Origin of the sequence: Corynebacterium sp. HMSC056F09, assembly GCF_001815785.1 — a bacterium.
Taxonomy (GTDB): Bacteria; Actinomycetota; Actinomycetes; order Mycobacteriales; family Mycobacteriaceae; genus Corynebacterium; species Corynebacterium hiratae.
Genome location: NZ_KV821930.1, coordinates 148,661 through 164,910, shown reverse-complemented (window position 1 = coordinate 164,910; position 16,250 = coordinate 148,661). Strand labels below are relative to the sequence as shown.

The 16,250-nt window shown below is 63.7% G+C and carries 13 protein-coding genes; 8 read left to right on the top strand and 5 right to left on the bottom strand.

Features of this window, described 5'->3' with window-relative positions; translation table 11 throughout:
• A partial coding sequence (locus HMPREF3056_RS13470) for a hypothetical protein (protein ID WP_210401780.1) occupies positions 1–442 on the top strand: 442 nt, incomplete at its 5' end.
• Between the two features lie 209 nt (positions 443–651).
• On the top strand, positions 652–1,512 hold the full coding sequence (locus tag HMPREF3056_RS06695) for a class F sortase (protein ID WP_070754376.1): 861 nt from the start codon (positions 652–654) through the stop codon (positions 1,510–1,512).
• Between the two features lie 47 nt (positions 1,513–1,559).
• Here the strand turns inward: HMPREF3056_RS06695 and HMPREF3056_RS06690 are convergent, their stop codons facing one another.
• Together HMPREF3056_RS06690 and HMPREF3056_RS06685 are read right to left on the bottom strand one after the other, a co-directional pair.
• A complete protein-coding gene (locus HMPREF3056_RS06690) occupies positions 1,560–2,387 on the bottom strand; it encodes a PRD domain-containing protein (RefSeq protein ID WP_070754375.1) in 828 nt (275 codons plus the stop codon).
• 115 nt (positions 2,388–2,502) lie between these two features.
• On the bottom strand, positions 2,503–4,608 hold the full coding sequence (locus HMPREF3056_RS06685; RefSeq protein ID WP_070754374.1) for a glucose PTS transporter subunit IIA: 2,106 nt from the start codon (positions 4,606–4,608) through the stop codon (positions 2,503–2,505).
• 353 nt (positions 4,609–4,961) lie between these two features.
• Here HMPREF3056_RS06685 and pta point away from each other — a divergent pair, with 353 nt between their 5' ends.
• The gene (gene pta / locus HMPREF3056_RS06680; protein ID WP_070754373.1) at positions 4,962–6,326 is read left to right on the top strand and encodes a phosphate acetyltransferase; all 1,365 of its coding nucleotides are present in this window, start codon (positions 4,962–4,964) and stop codon (positions 6,324–6,326) included.
• Positions 6,327–7,547 carry an acetate kinase gene (locus HMPREF3056_RS06675; protein WP_070680012.1) on the top strand — a complete coding sequence of 407 codons (1,221 nt, stop codon included), beginning with the start codon at positions 6,327–6,329 and terminating at the stop codon, positions 7,545–7,547.
• 40 nt (positions 7,548–7,587) lie between these two features.
• Here HMPREF3056_RS06675 and HMPREF3056_RS06670 read toward each other — a convergent pair whose 3' ends face one another.
• From HMPREF3056_RS06670 to HMPREF3056_RS06660, 3 genes are read right to left on the bottom strand one after another with little or no spacing between them, the layout of a single operon-like run.
• Positions 7,588–10,236: a serine/threonine protein kinase gene (locus HMPREF3056_RS06670; protein ID WP_070754372.1), complete on the bottom strand. Its 2,649-nt coding sequence runs from the start codon at positions 10,234–10,236 to the stop codon at positions 7,588–7,590.
• Positions 10,236–11,327 (bottom strand): glutamate ABC transporter substrate-binding protein, encoded by a 1,092-nt coding sequence (locus HMPREF3056_RS06665; RefSeq protein ID WP_070754371.1) that lies wholly within the window; start codon positions 11,325–11,327, stop codon positions 10,236–10,238. Before HMPREF3056_RS06665 ends, HMPREF3056_RS06670 begins: the two co-directional genes overlap by 1 nt.
• The gene (locus HMPREF3056_RS06660) at positions 11,327–12,763 is read right to left on the bottom strand and encodes a hypothetical protein (RefSeq protein WP_046647166.1); all 1,437 of its coding nucleotides are present in this window, start codon (positions 12,761–12,763) and stop codon (positions 11,327–11,329) included. Before HMPREF3056_RS06660 ends, HMPREF3056_RS06665 begins: the two co-directional genes overlap by 1 nt.
• An 84-nt stretch (positions 12,764–12,847) precedes the next feature.
• On the opposite strand from HMPREF3056_RS06660, the gene HMPREF3056_RS06655 reads away from it, so the two are divergent.
• From HMPREF3056_RS06655 to HMPREF3056_RS06640, 4 genes are read left to right on the top strand one after another with little or no spacing between them, the layout of a single operon-like run.
• Positions 12,848–13,336, top strand: a complete 489-nt coding sequence (locus HMPREF3056_RS06655; RefSeq protein WP_070511178.1) for an NUDIX domain-containing protein — start codon at positions 12,848–12,850, stop codon at positions 13,334–13,336.
• Between the two features lie 39 nt (positions 13,337–13,375).
• A complete protein-coding gene (locus HMPREF3056_RS06650) occupies positions 13,376–14,314 on the top strand; it encodes an ABC transporter ATP-binding protein (RefSeq protein ID WP_070511176.1) in 939 nt (312 codons plus the stop codon).
• The gene (locus tag HMPREF3056_RS06645; protein ID WP_070511174.1) at positions 14,314–15,078 is read left to right on the top strand and encodes an ABC transporter permease; all 765 of its coding nucleotides are present in this window, start codon (positions 14,314–14,316) and stop codon (positions 15,076–15,078) included. The genes HMPREF3056_RS06650 and HMPREF3056_RS06645 overlap by 1 nt, the downstream gene beginning before the upstream one ends.
• Positions 15,075–16,250, top strand: coding sequence for a multidrug effflux MFS transporter (locus HMPREF3056_RS06640; RefSeq protein ID WP_070511172.1), 1,176 nt, complete (start codon positions 15,075–15,077; stop codon positions 16,248–16,250). Before HMPREF3056_RS06645 ends, HMPREF3056_RS06640 begins: the two co-directional genes overlap by 4 nt.

Below are 16,250 nucleotides of genomic sequence, written 5' to 3'. Positions count from 1 at the left end.
GACTGAGCCGACCAAGCCGACTGAGCCGACCAAGCCGACTGAGACTCCGGATGATGGCGACGGTAAGGACGAGGACGACAACGATGGCAGCTCGAAGAAGTCTGACCTTCCGTGGTGGCTGCTGCTCATCCCGGGTCTGGGCCTCATCAAGCTCATCATCGATGGTGGCAACGGCGGTGACGGTGGACATGATGGTGGCCACGATGGCGACCACAACACTGAGGTCACCGAGGATGGCGGCCGTGGCAACAACCACGGTGAGCCGACCGAGGAGACCGGTGACAACACCGGCCGCGATGACCGCGAGGTCACTGTCCTGGACGCAACTCCGCCGGAGGACTCCGGTCAGCCGCTGCCGTCCAACGCAGAGCGCGTGGAGATCAAGCACGTACCTTCTGGTGCGACGAAGCTTGACCCAGGCATGAAGGACTTCATCAAGTAGTCCAGACCGCAACACCATCCCAGCCCTCACGGGTTGGGATTGGTAGGGGCAGAGAACAATGAGGACAATCCCCTCCAGGGTGTAAAACGCTGGAGGGGATTCGTCGTCTGATTTTTAGTCTATTGTTTAGAACGAATAACTAGAGCCAATATTTTTATAAGCTAAATCTCAGAAGCTAGAACGTAGAAGCTAGGAGCGAGGAATAGAAAATGACTGATGATGGTGAAAAGAACGGTATCCCGGAGTATCCCGGTGAGTCCTCTGCACCTGAACACCGCGCCAGCGAAGCGCAGCCGGTAGGTGAAGAGAGGAAGAGCAACAAGAAGCTGCTCATCGGTATTGCAGCGCTCATCGCGATTATCTTGGTTGTCGTACAGCTAGTGCTCTATGCGGGCCGCAGTGAAGACGATTCCGCGGAGACGAATGCGGCTGAGGAACAGACGTCAACCTCGCAGAGCGTTGAAGCTGAAGCGCCGACAACGAACAATGATCCCTTCGTGGATGACTCTGGCGAGCAGGAACACGAGGTAGAACCGGCGCCGGGTGAGTTTCGGGGTTTTGGCGCGATGTCCTTGGGCATTAACGATGAGTTCGCGGCCGTGGACCCGATTCAGGTCACTGATACCGGCATGCTGATTCCCCCGCACGATGTACAGCGCTTGGGCTGGTACTCCGCGTCGGCAGTGCCGGGCGAGGCTGGTCCGGTGGGCTCCAGTGTTATTACCGGCCACATCAACTACCAAGGTCAGGGCACGGGCTTCGCGGAGAAGTTCACCACTATGGAGTTAGGCCAGGAATTTACCGTCTTCATCGATGGTGGGGAGCGTCGATTCCGCGTGACCGAGGCGCCGTACCGACTGCAGAAGGGGGCGGGTTTCCCGGACGTGGTCAATGACACGCAGGGAGACAACCGCTTGGTCCTGATTACCTGTGGCGGCAAGTTTGTGGGTGGTCAGCTTGGCTACGAAGACAACATCATCACCGTGGCGGAGCCGGTGGCACCGGTGGAGGGTGCTGAGGCACCGGTAGATGGTGGCGTCGAGGCGCCTGCTGAGGCACCGGCGGCTTAAGCTGTCCCAGCGGCCTAAGCAGGTGTACTGCTTACGCCGCAGACTGCTTAGGTGGAGGCCTCCTGCAGGCGGGCGATATGCAGCGTCAGATAGGAGATCTCATCGGGGGTTAGGGCGCTGTCGAGGCGCAGCTCAATAAGGTTGGCCACCATCTGGGCGGTCTCGACGGCATCGGGGTAGCGCGCGGAGATGGCGGTGGCTACTTGGCGGTCGTCAGAGTCGAGCTGCTGGTGCTCCGCCATGCGTACAAACAGGTAGCGCAGGTGCGTGATGAAGCGGGCGACGGAGATGTCCTCGCTGTTGAGTTCCGTGCCGTTGTGGGAGCCGATGACGGCCAGGATCTGTTGAATCAACCCCGTCATGCGGTAGGTGCCGGAAAGGTCTCCTACCGCGAAGCCGGCGTTGACCAGGTGCAGGGTAATGGCCACGGCTTCGTCGGCAGCCAGTGGTGTGTGTAGGCCACTGTTGATGGCGGTGAGTAACTTCTGCGCGAGGCTAAAGTCCTCGGCGTAGAGGTGGCGGACCTCAGCCTCGAGGGGATAAGACACCGTGTTGCCACGGCTGACAGCGCCGTGGATGTGGTCCGCAATCGCCACGACCAGCGTGAGCTTGCTGCGTAGAGCCTCAGACATGTCCACGGAGTGCATGGCGTCGATGATCAGTTGCACGTACTCGCCGGGGATGCCGGCGATCATGGCGGCGAGGTGATCCGGGTCGCGGCCAGAGTCAGGAACGAAGACCTTCACTACCTTGGTCGGGTCAACCTCAGTGCCAGGCTTTGCCTGGAAGCCGATGCCACGGCCGGTGACAATGACGTCCTCCGCGCCGCGCCGTGCGAGCACGACGTTGTTATTGAACACTCGCAACAGTTGCACAAGGCACCTTTCTGGTTGAGGTTAAAACGACTAAAGCCGGCCACGATGGTGGATACATCGAGCCAGCTTAGTCAGGGTGTGTTAAACGGGGGCTAAAGGTTCCCTAGCGGGTGCTTTAGCGGGTCGTGGTGATGACCGTATCGCCGGCGGAGGCGTGGTTGAGGCCAGCCGGGGTGACGGCGGACAGCGCCTTGGTGTTGGTTACGGCCAGGACGATGGTGGTGTCGTAGCCAGCTTCCTTGACCTTGTCGAAGTCAACGGTGGCCAGCAGCTCACCCTGCTTGACGGTGTCGCCCTTCTTGACGGCCGGAGCGAAACCTTCGCCCTTCATCTTCACGGTGTTGATGCCGATGTGGACGAGGACCTCCACGCCGTCTTCGGTCTTGATGCCGTAGGCGTGGCCGGACTTCATGGCGCTGACGATCGTGCCGCTTACCGGGGAGTAGACGTCGTTGCCCTCAGGGACGATGCCGACGCCATCGCCGAGCGTTCCAGCGGAGAAGACCGGGTCATCGATTTCTGCCATCGGGACGACCTTGCCGGCGGCCGGCGAGGCGATGTCGGTGGTGGTGCCAGCAGCAGGCTCAGCGGCCTGGGCCGGTGCGTCTGCCTTGGTGGCGGTTGCGGTGGCAGCGCCAGCGCCGGCGCCGGCAGCAGCGGTGCCTGCGGATGCGGGGGCGTCGGCAAGCGTGGCGTTGTTGGCGTTGTCGAGCTCGGCCTTCTCGGCGGCTTCGCGGGCGGCCTTGGCCTCAGCGCGCTCCTCCGGGGTGCGGTAGTCGGTGAAAAGGATGAGCAGGAATGCCACGAAGAAAGCCACTGCGATGGAAATGGCGTACTTGGCCATCGGGGTGAAGACCGGGATGGTCAGCAGTGAGGTGAAGACGAAGGCATTCGTCGTAATACCGTTGGAGCCCAGGGTCAGCAGGGCGACGGTCAGGCCACCGGCGAAGCAGCCCACCAGCATGCGCGGGTAGATGCGCTTGTAGCGCAGGTGGATACCGTAAAGGGAAGGCTCGGAAATACCGCCCAGCAGGCCAGCCAGAAGTGCAGAGCCGGAGGTCTGGCGCATTACGGTGTCGCGGTCACGGATGGACAGGGCCAGCACACCGGCGGTAGCGCCGAAGCAGGCAAAGTTCCATGCGCCCATCGGGCCCTGGATGAAGTCGTAGCCCAAGGTCTGGATGTTGACCAGCATGAGGGCGTTGAGCGGCCAGTGCAGACCCAGCGGGACCAGGAACGGGTAGAGCATCGGGATGGCCAGAGCGAAGACGAAAGGAGCGTTGTCATTGAGCCAGGACAGGCCAGCGCCAATGCCGTTACCGGCCCATACGCCGAAGGGGCCAATGATGAAGGCCGTTAGCGGGATGAGGAAAATCAGGGTCAGGAAGGGGACGAAGACCATGTGGACCGCGGATGGGATGAGCTTCTGGAAACCCTTGTAGAAGAGCGCTGCGACGGCGGCCATGATGAGCGGGACGAAGACATTTCCGCCGTAGTCCTGCAGCTGCATTGGCAGGCCGAAGATATCGATGGAGCACTGCTCAGCAGACAGCGTCTCGTTGGTCACGCATTGGACGGCTGGGTTGTCGGCGAGGCCGGTGAACTCCGGGGTGAACATCGCGAGCATGACCGCAGCGGGGACCCAGGGGTCGATGCGCAGCTTCTTGCCGGCGTTATAGGCCACCATCACCGGCAGGAAGAAGAAGACGGAACGCCACATGGCGTCGACGAAAAGCCAGGAGGCTGGCTTATCCTCAGCGCGGAAGTCGACGACGCCTAGCGCATCCAGCACTGCGGCGAAGGCAATAACCAGGGAGGCGCCCAGCAGCACGCCCAGGATGGGGCGGAAAGAATCCGAGAGGTACTCGAAGAAGGTATCCATCCACGGCAGCTTGCCCTTGGCCTTGGAACGGGCAGCAGCCTTGACGTCATCGTTGGAGCGGCCGGCAGACGCGCCGGCGTTCTTCATCTGTGGGAGAGCGTTGATCTCGTCATAGACCGTGGCCACGTCGCCGCCGATGACGACCTGGTAGTTGCGGCCACCCTGGGGCACAGCGCCCATGACCTTGGGGATAGATTCGAGTGCTTCCTTATCGGCTTTGGAGGCATCAGCCAGCTCGAAGCGCAGGCGCGTGGCACAGTGCGTGAAAGAGGTGATGTTCTCTGCTCCGCCGATGCCATCCAAGATGGCTTCGGCTGCCGAGCGAGTCTCTGTCGACATGAGAATCCTTTCGAGAGTAGACAGGCACTGTGGCTAAAAACCACAAAAGACCTAGGCCACAATGGTTCATAGCGAACCATCCCCACGCGGCTAAGAGTGGGGAGCCTAGGTCTTGCCCGAAGTAACAATCCTGGTTAGGACCCTACTCCGAAGTGGTCACGAGGGGCAAGTTTCTGTGGGATACCGCACTCTATGGCGGTGTGGGGAGTTGTTGGCCTGCAACGTTGGGGATATGAAGCCTCACTTTGGCGGCGCGAAGGGGTGCGTTCCCGTACTGTGAAAGTGTCGTAGTGTCACTGTGTGCCCAGTTTGTGAGCCCGGGTACACGCTTTCTAAGCAGAGAAAGGTTTCTCATGACCGCCAAGTCCTCACGGAATTCCGCCTTTATTAGCGTCATTGGGCGCGGCTTCGACGGATTGGACGTTGCTGCTGTGGCTCAGGAACTGGGGGCCACCTTCGCCCAGGTCGATGACCTGGGTACCACGCTCAGCGAGGTCCTGGAAAATGCCCCCGCGGGCAACCTGGTCCTTCAGGGCACAGGCGTTATGGATTTTGATGCCAAGGCCGCGGCCGCCCTGGGCCTGCCCTTTGTCCTGATTTCTAACGCGCCCGCCCGCGCGGCGGAGTTGGCGCTGGGCCACGCGCGCTCTGTGGGCGCTACGGTGGTCGGTGCGTTGACCGACGTTTCCTCGGTTCCCGGTGCGATTTCTTCCCTGGAGGAGATCGAGCCCTATATGTCCGCCGAGCTCTTCCAGAAGCAGCTGCTGGACCAGGCCCGCGAGGTCGGAGCGCACATCGTTTTGCCGGAGGGCGAGGATGACCGCATCCTTCAGGCTGCGGGTGAGCTCATCAAGGGCAAGGTGGCGAAGCTGACGATTCTGGGTGATGGGAACGTCGAGAAGCGCGCCCAGGAGCTCGGGATCGACCTGTCCGGTGTGGAAATCATCAACCACCTGGAATCCCCACTGGTGGAGGAGTTCGCCGCGGACTTCGCGGAGCTGCGCAAGAAGAAGGGCGTGACGCTGGAGCAGGCGCGCGAGACCATGCAGGACGTGTCCTACTTCGCCACGATGATGGTGCACAAGGGCTTGGCTGATGGCATGGTCTCCGGCGCGGCGCACACCACGGCGCACACCATTAAGCCTTCCTTCCAGATCATTAAGACCAAGCCGGAAGCCTCCGTGGTTTCCTCCATCTTCCTCATGGTGATGCCGGGCCGCTTGTGGGCCTTCGGCGACTGCGCGGTGAACCCGAACCCCACCCCGGAGCAGCTCGGCGAGATCGCTATTGTCTCCGCGCAGACCGCCGCGCAGTTTGGGCTGGACCCGCGCGTGGCGCTGCTGTCCTACTCCACGGGTACGTCGGGCGCTGGGCCGGATGTGGAGAAGGTGGCGCAGGCCGTTGAGGTGGCCCGCGGTATCGATTCTTCCGTGGCGGTGGATGGTCCGCTGCAGTTCGACGCTGCCTGCGACCCAGGCGTGGCCGCCAAGAAGGCGCCTGACTCCGACGTTGCGGGTAAGGCCACGGTCTTCGTCTTCCCGGACTTGGAGGCCGGCAACATTGGCTACAAGACGGCGCAGCGCACCGGTGGTGCATTGGCGGTGGGCCCGATTCTGCAGGGCCTGAACAAGCCGGTCAATGATCTTTCGCGTGGCGCGACCGTTCCGGACATCATCAACACGGTGGCTATTACCGCAATTCAGGCAGGGGTGAAGTAGATGGCGTACGTACTCGTTCTCAACTCGGGTTCCTCCTCGGTTAAATTCCAGCTGGTGGACCCGGAAAGCTCGGCCACGGATACCCCGCTGGTCTCCGGCTTGGTGGAGCAGGTCGGCGAGCCGCAGGGTGCGGTGACCGTCAAGACGGGCGGTGAGGAATACAAGGAAGAGCTGGAGATTCCTACCCACTCCTTCGGCCTTGACCGCGCCTTCGGCATCATGCACGAGCACGGCGTAGGCCCGACGGATGTCGAGGTCATCGCCGTGGGCCACCGCGTTGTGCACGGCGGGCGCTTGTTCAGCGAGCCGCAGCTCATCGTGGACCAGATTGAGTCCATGATCGAGGACCTCATCCCGCTCGCACCGCTGCACAACCCGGCGAACCTGGACGGCATCCGCGTGGCGCGCAAGCTGCTGCCGGACATCCCGCACGTGGCGGTCTTCGATACGGCCTTCTTCAACCACATGCCGCCGGCGGCAGCACTGTACGCCATCAACAACGATGTGGCCTCGCAGTATGACATCCGCCGTTACGGTTTCCACGGAACCTCCCACGAGTTCGTCTCGCAGCAGGTGCCGAAGCTGCTGGACATGGACCCGGGGCACGTCCACCAGATCACGCTGCACTTGGGCAACGGTGCTTCGGCGGCGGCGATTCGCAACGGCCGCCCGATCGATACCTCGATGGGCCTGACCCCGCTGGCAGGTCTGGCCATGGGCACGCGATCGGGCGATATTGACCCGGGAATCATCTTCCACCTCTCGCGTGAGGCAGGGATGTCCATCGATGAGATTGATGACTTGCTGAACAAGCGCTCCGGTGTGAAGGGCATTGCGGGTGTGAACGATTTCCGCGTGCTGCGCGAGCGCATTAACAACGAGGACCAGGACGCCTGGCTGGCCTACAACATCTACATTCACCAGCTGCGCCGCTTCATTGGTGCGTACATGATTGCGCTGGGCCGTGTGGATGCGATTACGTTTACCGCCGGCGTGGGTGAGAACGATACCGAGGTCCGCCAGGATTCGCTGTACAACCTGGACATGTACGGCATTGACTTCGACAAGGAAGCCAACCTGGTGCGCTCCAAGGAGCCGCGCATGATTTCGACCGCGGATTCCCAGGTCAAGGTCTTCGTGGTGCCGACGAATGAGGAGCTGGCCATCGCGCAGAAGTCCGCGGAGGTTGCCGCCATGGCCCGGGAGGCGGGGCTGTACTAAGCCGAGCGTCGGCTATGCCGCCGGCCGGTAGCGCTGGCGGCTAGAACATCGTGACTGGGCGGACCTTGTTGGCTAGGTCCACCAGTGCATAGCGGTGGCGGGCGAACGGCGCCTGGCGCGCCAGTGCCCGCAGGGTATCCGCCAGGCCGTAGCGCAGGCCGCGCTGGGTGAAGGGGAACTCGAAGAGATCGTTGGGGGAGGCCGCAGCATTGAGGTCTGATTCGCGCAGGAAGGTCAGCCCGGCGGAGATGACCGCAATCTTGATCTGCAAGAAGCGCGGCTCGTTCTGCGGAATCTCCTCCAAACGGCGGGCGGCACGCCGGATGCGGGACTCGGAAAGATCGTGGACGATGAGCTGTAAAACCGTGGTCAAGCGGGCCATGCGGTGGTGGCGCGAGGCGTTGGGGACTTTATCCAAGGTGGCCACGGCGAGCTCAACTTGGTGCTCAGCGCGCAGCTGGCGGGCCAAGCCGAAGGCGGAGGAGACAGTCGTCGGGTTCGTCGCCCACACGATGCCGTAGAGGCGCAGCGAGTTGAAACGCAGGTGGGCGGGGTCATCGGTGACGTGGTCCCAGATGCCGGGCTGATCCTCAAAAGCGTCGTTGGGCAGATCCGCGAGCGAGGTGGTGAGGTTGGCGCAGGCGCGGGCAACGGAGGCGTCGATCAGCGCGGCCTCCGAAAAACCTAGCTGCTGCAGGATGAGCTCATTGACCGCGCCGATGGCCAGCTTGGGGGCGGCCTCACCAGGCAGCACGTCGAGGACGTGGGCGAAGTGGGCTTGGGCCTCGCAGTACTTATCCAAAAGCAGCTCGGTCACGCCCGAGTACCAGTGGAAACGCCAGTCCCTCCCCAGGCGGTCTTCGATTGAATTCAGCCACTCGCGGGCCTGGCCGATGTAGCCCAAGTCAATCATGGCGCGCACTACGCCGAGTGGAATCTCCGCGGATTCCTCATACTCCGGGGCCTGCATGGCCTGGCGCAGGGTTTCCAGCGCTTCTTGTGGCTCGGTATAGGAGGAACCTTGCAGCAGTGGGGCGCCGATGTCGGAGCGGACGATCAGCGGGATGGGCAGCGCGGAAACTACCTCGGGGGCGGTGATGCGGACGGTGCGGTCGATGCCGTCGATGAGCTGATCCGTGCGGAAGACCAGGTGCTTCGTGCCGAAGGTCGTACGCTGCGGGGAGAACACCGAGTGCTGGGCCGGGTGCTGGATGCCATCGCGCAGCGCGATGACCTCGCGCAGGACGCCGAAGAGCTGGTCGCGCAGCTCGGAGACCGACGCAAAGCGCTGCTGTGGGTCCGGATCTGTGGCGCGCAAGAGCAGGCGGTAGAAGGAGAGGTAGCGGCGCAGCAGCGGCTCCTCCGTGGGGGAAGGCAGGCCGGGCTTGTAGACGCCATCCTCCACCGGCAGCTTCAGCGTCAGGCAGGCCAGTGTGCGGCCGATGGTGTAAATATCACTGGCCACCGAGGGGCCCTGCGTGGCGATCTCGGGGGCCTGGAAACCCTGCGTGCCGTAGATGTGGCCGAAGGCGCCGATGCCGGAGACCGCGCCTAGGTCGATGAGCTTGACCTGGTCCTCGGTGACGATGATGTTGGAGGGCTTCAAATCGTTGTAGACCACGCCGCGGGCATGGAGGTAGTCCAGGGCGGGCAGGATTTCGAGGATATAGGCAATCGCCGTGTCGACCGGGAAGCGGTCAGTGGCCTGGTCGTTGCGGCGCTGCTTGAGTGAGGGGCCGCCGACGTACTCCATGACGATGAAGCCACCGGGCACGCGGGGGTCATCGATGAAGTTGAAAATCTTCACGATATTCGGGTGCGTGATGTCCGCGAGGAACTCACGCTCCGCCTCCGCGGTGGCGGTCTCCTCGGCGGAGTTGGTGGATTGCATGCCCTTGAGCACCACGATGCGCCCGGAGACGAAGTGGTCGTTGGCCAGGTAAATCCAGCCCAGCCCGCCATGCGCGAGCACGCCCAAGATCTCGTACTGGCCGGCCATCATGTCGCCCGGCTTGAGCTGCGGTGGGGCGGCGCGGGGCGCATCCTTGGGATCGATGAGCGCGTCGCGCGGGTTGCCCGGGACAACGAAGGGCAAGGTGGCCATGCCATCGGCCACTTCGCGGTCGGTGCGCTTGGTGCTGCGGCGCTGGCGGAAGGTATCGAGCGCGCGGCGCCGCGAGGCTTGCGAGGGGTCCTCTGCTTTGCGGCGATCACGCAGCTGCCCCAGCTCCTCGATGAGCGCGGCGATATTGTCCGAGTCGACGTATTCGCCATCGTCGGGTTGGCCCGTCGCCGTGCCGCTCGTGCCCACGCGATTCGCGGGGGAGAGGCGGGCGCCGGTGGCGGCCTCGTAGTCATCGTCATCGTCGTCCGCGAAGGGATCAAAGGGCACGGCGGCGGTGCGGTCGGAGGCTTCGGCGTCGGCGGCGCCGGCAGCTGTTGTTCCCGCGCTGTGCGAATCTGTTGGGGAGACGCTGAGGTGGTGGTCCTCCGAATAGTCGTCATCGTCATCCGCGAAGGGATCGAAGCGCACGGCTTGGGTGGCGTCGTTAGTGGCGTCGGTGGCGGCGTCGTTAGTGACGTCGTGGGCGGCGGGGTGGTTAGCGGTCGTGGCGGCGTCGGGCTGAGCGTCCTCGTGCTCTTCGGGCGTGAGGTGATCGAGCTCATCCTCGGTGAAGCGGTGCGACATTACTGGCCCTCCTTCTTCTCGCCGGGCTGGTCCTTGGCTGTGGAGCTCGGCTGTGATTCCTCGGCAGGCGGAGTCTCGTTGAGGTACTTCGGTTCCGGGAGCACGGGCTGCTCCATGTAATTCCCCAGCCAGGTGTTAAAGAGCTCCTGCCAGGTGCCGTCGCGGCGGATGCGCTCCAGCGTGGAGTTGATCTGGCGGATGAGGGGGCGCGAGTCATAGGAGGCATCGGGTTTGCGCACGGCCACGCCGTAGCTCTGGCTTTCCAAGGGATCGCCGACGATCTCGGTGTATTTATCCTGCGCCAGCATGCCGGACAGCAGGGCGTCATCCACGACGATGCCATCCGTCTGTCCCAGCTGCAGCGCCATGAGGCAATCGCCCCAGGCGCGGGTCTCCAAAATATCGGAAGACGGCGAGTGTTTGCGTATCGCGTCCACCATGGTGGATCCTTTCGCCGCGCACAACGTTAGCCCGGCGGCCTCCGCGATGGAATGGATGCCCGAATTCTTCAGCACCAGCAACCGCGCATCCGTCTGCATATACGGAATGGAGAAGGCCACTTCGCGTTGGCGCTCGGGGCTAATCGTCATGGTGCGGATGACCATGTCCACCGTGCGGTCATTCAGTGCACGAGCGCGGTCGGAGGCCTCCACGAAGCGGAAGTCCACCTTGTCGGGATCCCCGAAGATATCGCGGGCGATTTCGCGGGCGATATCGACCTCGAATCCGCGGACCTCGCCGCTGGCGGTATCGCGGTAGCTGAGCAGGTTATTAGAGCGGTCCACACCCACGATGAGCCGGCCGCGCGCCAGGATGTTGGGCACGCGCTCCTCCGGCTTCTTATCGTCCGGGCGGTAGGAGCCGTAAACGTCCGCGGTGCTTTGCTTGGACACCTCTCCCGTGCCGGCGGGTTCGATGATGGCGTCCTCCGGCAGCGGCGGCCCCGGGGTGGAGTTGAGATCCGCGCTGGAGGGCAGGATCGGATCCGGCGTGCTGGGCGGCTCTGGCTCGCAGGCGCTGAGTGCCACGGCGGCGCTGAGCAGCAGCACGGCCGCAGTGGCGTGCTGGCGGTGGTCGGTTCGGCGGCGCATCACAGGTACTCCTGCAGGCGGGGGCGAATACCCAGCCACACGGCGATAATCGCGCCGAACGTGGCTAGGAGGACGCCGGTGGACACCATGGTCATGGCGTTGAGTCCCTGAACCAGGTAGGTGCGCATGGCGTCGCGGGCTTGGTCGATGAGCGCGGCCAGGGAGTTATCCACGGCATTGAAGGCGCTAGCGGCGGTCGGGTCACCATCCGGATCGATGGCGGTGGCTTGGTAGAGCGCGGCATCGTAGTGGCCCATGGAGAGATCCTCCATGAAAGCATCGTGGGTGGTTTCCCAATCCTCCAAGGCCTCCTTGGCACGAGGAATCAAGGAAGGATCGGAGGAGGGGAAGTCGTCGTCGTCAAGCGCCTGCTCATAGTCCCGCAGGGCCCGGTCCACCGAGTACACCGTGGAGTTAAAGTGCACGGACATGTCCTGTTGGGAGGAGCGCAGGACCAGCGCCAGGGTCTCGGAGGTGCGCATCTGCTGGGCCTCAATGCGCGAGGCGGTCAGCGAATCCCAGGGGCGCGACACCGTCTCGAAGCCTTGGTGGCCGGAGGCCCACGTGGCGAAGTTGGAGCCAGCGGCCCACACCAGCGCCAGGAACAACAGTCCCGTGGCCACCACGAAACCCCGGTTGAAGCGGCGGCGGGTCAGCCGCCACAGCCACCACTGCGCCAAGCCGAGGAAAATGATCGCCGCGACCAGGCCCGAAAGCGGCACCCACTGCGGGCGGGTTAGGCGCTGCTGTTGCTGGGTCACCTTCGCCGAGGTCAGCGTGAACAGCTCCGCGGCGGCGGGAAGAATCTGGGTGCGCATGAGCGCCGAGGCATTGGACATGTAGGAGTTCGCCACGGCGTGGCCGGCACGGTGATTGACGCGGGCCTTTTCCACCAGGGCGGTGTACACCGGCAGCTTGCGCTGGATAAACGTGACGAGCTCGCGCACGCGTTCATCTTCGGCGGAGGTGCCGACGATGGCCTGCGTGGCGGCGACGGAGGCGGCGTCGATGGCCTCGTTATAGCGGTCGCGGTTATCCTCCGGCTCCACGCCTGCCTGGACGAAGCCGGTGGTGGCGACAGTATCGGCTAAAGACAGGTTGGTGTAGAGGTGGTGCGCCGCGTTGGACATCGGCTCGGTGGAGGCTAGCAGCGTGTCCAGATCATCGTGGCGCGCGGCCGAGGAGGAGGACATGGAAAAGCCGGCCGCCGCGAGCGCTACGGTGAGAATCAAGGTAACCGTAAACAGCTTGCCGGGAGTGGTGATGGCGAAGCTATAGAGGCGCCGGATGACGCGCGCGGGGCCGGCGAAGGAGCTCATCGCCAGCTGCGTGGGGCGGCTAAAAACCGGCGCGGAGGGCTCGGTGACGTCATCGAGCCAATGATCGCCCCATGATTCGGGGGAGTGCTCGCGCAGTTCGGTGGCCGGGCCGGTCATTCCCTTAGGATAGCGCTCTCGTGCGCTTCGCGCGATGATTTCGGGGGCGTTGGCGCGGGGAGTTTGTCGCGTATCGTGTAAGGCATGTGTGCACGCGTTAACCCAGAACTTTCCGGTGATGGCTGGTCGAAGGGCCCGGGCGGGGTGCCGGTGTGGGGCAAGTTTGGAGCAGCTGGTCTCTTCCTCGTGGCGGGGGATGAGGTACTGCTCCAGCATCGCGCGACGTGGACGAATAACGGCGGGACCTGGGGAATCCCGGGCGGGGCGCGGGATAAGCCGGAGTCGCCGGAGCAGGCCGCGCTGCGGGAGACGGAGGAGGAAACCGGAATCTCGCCGGCAGACGTTGAGGTGCTGGATGCCATCGTCACTGCCGGGCCCTTCGAGGAAGGCTGGACCTATACCACGGTGTTGGCGCGGACGGTCTCGGGGCAGCGCTTGGCCACGACCGCTAACGAAGAATCCGCCGAGCTGCGCTGGGTCCCGTTTAACCAGGTAGAAGAGCTAGAACTCTTAGCGCCCTTCCGGGAAGCGCTGCCGCGGTTGTTGAAGTACTGGGAAGACATCACCAGGTGATACAGGCGCGCGGCAGGAACCTGTGGCACGCTGTAGGACATGATTGAAGTAGCCGGACTGACCAAACAGTACAAGTCTGTCCGCGCCGTCGATGACCTCACCTTCCAGGTGGAGCCGGGCCAAGTGACCGGCTTTCTGGGGCCCAACGGCGCTGGAAAATCAACGACGATGCGCATGATCCTGGGCTTGGACAAGCCCACCGCTGGCACCGCTCTGGTGCACGGCAAGCGCTACCGCGAGCTGAAGAACCCGCTGCGTGAGGTGGGCGCGCTTCTCGACGCCAAAGCGGTCCACGCCAACCGCACCGCTGCCAACCACCTGTTGTGGATGGCGCAGGCCAACGGTATCCCTACCTCCCGCGTCGATGAGGTGCTGGGCCTGGTGGGGCTGGCTGATGTTGCTGGCAAGAAGGCCGGCGGCTTCTCCCTCGGTATGGGCCAGCGCCTCGGCCTGGCTGCCGCACTGCTGGGGGATCCGGGCGTGCTGATCCTGGACGAGCCGGTCAACGGCTTGGATCCGGAAGGTATTCGCTGGGTGCGCTCGCTCGTGCGGGCGCTGGCGGCAGAAGGCCGCACGGTGCTCATCTCCTCCCACCTGCTGGCGGAGATGGCGCAGACGGCGGACCACTTGGTGGTCATTGGCCGCGGCAGGCTCTTGGCCAATCAGCGCACCTATGACTTTGTGAAGGAAAACTCCAGCGCTTCGGTTGTGGTGCGTTCGGAGCACCTGCGCGAGTTCGGCTCGGCGCTCAAGGAGGCTGGAGTGACCTTCCGCGAGTCGGTCGATGAAGAGCAGCGCCCGACGCTGGTGATCCCTCACCAGACCACAGACTACGTGGGCAAGCTGGCCTATTCCACGGGAGTGCCGCTGACGGAATTGACCCTCCACCGCGCCTCACTGGAGGAGGCTTATGTGGCCATGACGGATCGCGCGGTGCAGTACCAAGCGGAGGCACCGCAGAAAGGGGCCCAGTTCTAATGTTTTTCAACACTGTTCACGCGGAGTGGACGAAGCTGCGCACGACGAAGTCCTTCTGGTGGACCACCGCGCTCATCTTCCTCATCGTGACCGGCTGGACGCTGCTGAACTCGCTCAACGCGGGGGAGGCGGTGCTCGGCATTAGCCCGCTGCAGCCGATGAGCCTGGCCTCCGTCCTCCTGCTCATGGGCGTGCCGATCATGATGATCCAGGGCGCGATGATGGTGACCACGGAGTACCGCTACAAGACGCAATCCCTCACCTTCTTGGCCAACCCGAATCGCTGGAGCGTGGCCTGCGCCAAACTGGTGGTGTACGGCGTGATTGCGGCTGTCATCGCCTTCTTGGGATTGGTGTACATCTTCGTGTTGGCGGATCTCACGGCAAACGAATCCGCGGCGGAGGCCTTCCAGCCTTTCTCCAGCGACGACGGCAAGCACATGCTGTGGGCCTTCCCCATCGCGGCCTTTGGCGCGGTGCTCTTCGTGCAGGGGCTGGGTCTGCTGCTACGGCAGACCGCCGGCACGGTGGCGATTTCCCTCATCTTGTACATGGGCCTGGAAAACTTGGTGCGTTTGCTCCCGGTAGTGGGAGATAAGATCATCCACTTCATGCCGTTTACTGCTTTCCAGAACTGGGCGTTGGACTACGTGGATGAGAACGCCCCGTGGAGCTCGATTGGCTTTGAGGCCCTCGTCTTCTTCGGCTGGGCTGGTGTGCTGTGGATCCTGGGCGTTATCGTGCTGGAGCAGCGCGACGCGTGATCCCTTTTCCGCTTCTGGCGACGTTGGCGCTGTTGTCCGCAACAGCGCCCTTCGCTACTGATATGTACCTGCCGGTGATGCCGGAGATCGTCGCCGATCTGGGCACCACCCGGGCCATGGTGCAGCTGACCATTTCGGGCTTCTTCGTCGGCATGGGCATGGGCCAACTCGTCATGGGCCCGCTGTCTGATGCCATCGGGCGCAAGCGCCTCCTTGTCGCCGGCGCCTTTCTCGCTCTGCTGGCTTCCGTGTTAGCGGCGATGGCCCCGACGGCCTCGGTGCTCGTCGTGGCCCGCGTGCTGCAGGGCCTCGGCGGCGGTGCGTGCGTGGTGCTCTCCCGCGCGGTGGTCCCGGACCTCGTGCATGGTGCCGCGGCGGCGAAAGCCTATTCACTGCTCATGGCGCTCCAAGGTATCGCTCCTGCGGTAGCCCCGGTACTGGGCGGCATCCTGGCGGAGCCGCTGGGCTGGCGCGGCATTTTTTGGGTGCTTGCCGGGCTGCATGCGGTGCAGTTGGTCCTGGCCATCGCTATCGTCCCGGAAACTGCGGGCGGCCGCTCTCGCGATGGGTTGCTGCGCACGGTGGCGGGCAATTACTGGGCGGTGCTGACTAACGCCCGGGTCTGGGGCTACCTGGTGACCATGGCCTTCGGCTTCTGCTCGATGTTTTGTTACATCTCCGCCTCGGCCTTCGTGGTGCAAGAACAGTGGGGCTTTTCACCGCTGGGCTATTCGCTGATCTTCGGCATCAACTCCGTGGGCCTCTTTGCGGCCACGCTGGTGAATTCGCGGGCGATGGATTCGGTCTCCCCGGCGGTCATGTTGCGCATCGGCGTGACCGGTGTCTTTGTCTGCGGGGTGCTCCTCCTGCTGGCGGTACTGCTCGGCGCCCCGGTGTGGGTCTGCCTCATTGTGCTTTTTGCTTGCGTGGCACCGACCGGCTTCATTATGGGCAACGCCACCGCCTTGGCCACGGGTTTGATGCGCCCGCGGGCGGGCAGCGTGTCCGCGATCATGGGCTTTGGGCAGTCCATGCTAGCCAGTGCCATCAGCCCGCTCATGGGCTGGGGCTCGAACGCCGCGCTGACCATGGCCATCGGCATGGTGTGCTGCAGCTTCATCTCGCTGTGCGGCCTCGTGGTGTCCACGCGTCTGGCTCGTGGAGCTGCGTGA

What these genes read in the sequence shown, in the direction of transcription:
- HMPREF3056_RS06665 (WP_070754371.1), bottom strand. Translation starts at nt 11,327, where the DNA reads ATGCGCCGCCGAACCGACCACCGCCAGCACGCCACTGCGGCCGTGCTG.
- HMPREF3056_RS06650 (WP_070511176.1), top strand. Translation starts at nt 13,376, where the DNA reads ATGATTGAAGTAGCCGGACTGACCAAACAGTACAAGTCTGTCCGCGCC.
- HMPREF3056_RS06670 (WP_070754372.1), bottom strand. Translation starts at nt 10,236, where the DNA reads ATGTCGCACCGCTTCACCGAGGATGAGCTCGATCACCTCACGCCCGAA.
- pta (WP_070754373.1), top strand. Translation starts at nt 4,962, where the DNA reads ATGACCGCCAAGTCCTCACGGAATTCCGCCTTTATTAGCGTCATTGGG.
- HMPREF3056_RS06655 (WP_070511178.1), top strand. Translation starts at nt 12,848, where the DNA reads ATGTGTGCACGCGTTAACCCAGAACTTTCCGGTGATGGCTGGTCGAAG.
- HMPREF3056_RS06695 (WP_070754376.1), top strand. Translation starts at nt 652, where the DNA reads ATGACTGATGATGGTGAAAAGAACGGTATCCCGGAGTATCCCGGTGAG.
- HMPREF3056_RS06685 (WP_070754374.1), bottom strand. Translation starts at nt 4,608, where the DNA reads ATGTCGACAGAGACTCGCTCGGCAGCCGAAGCCATCTTGGATGGCATC.
- HMPREF3056_RS06660 (WP_046647166.1), bottom strand. Translation starts at nt 12,763, where the DNA reads ATGACCGGCCCGGCCACCGAACTGCGCGAGCACTCCCCCGAATCATGG.
- HMPREF3056_RS06645 (WP_070511174.1), top strand. Translation starts at nt 14,314, where the DNA reads ATGTTTTTCAACACTGTTCACGCGGAGTGGACGAAGCTGCGCACGACG.
- HMPREF3056_RS06675 (WP_070680012.1), top strand. Translation starts at nt 6,327, where the DNA reads ATGGCGTACGTACTCGTTCTCAACTCGGGTTCCTCCTCGGTTAAATTC.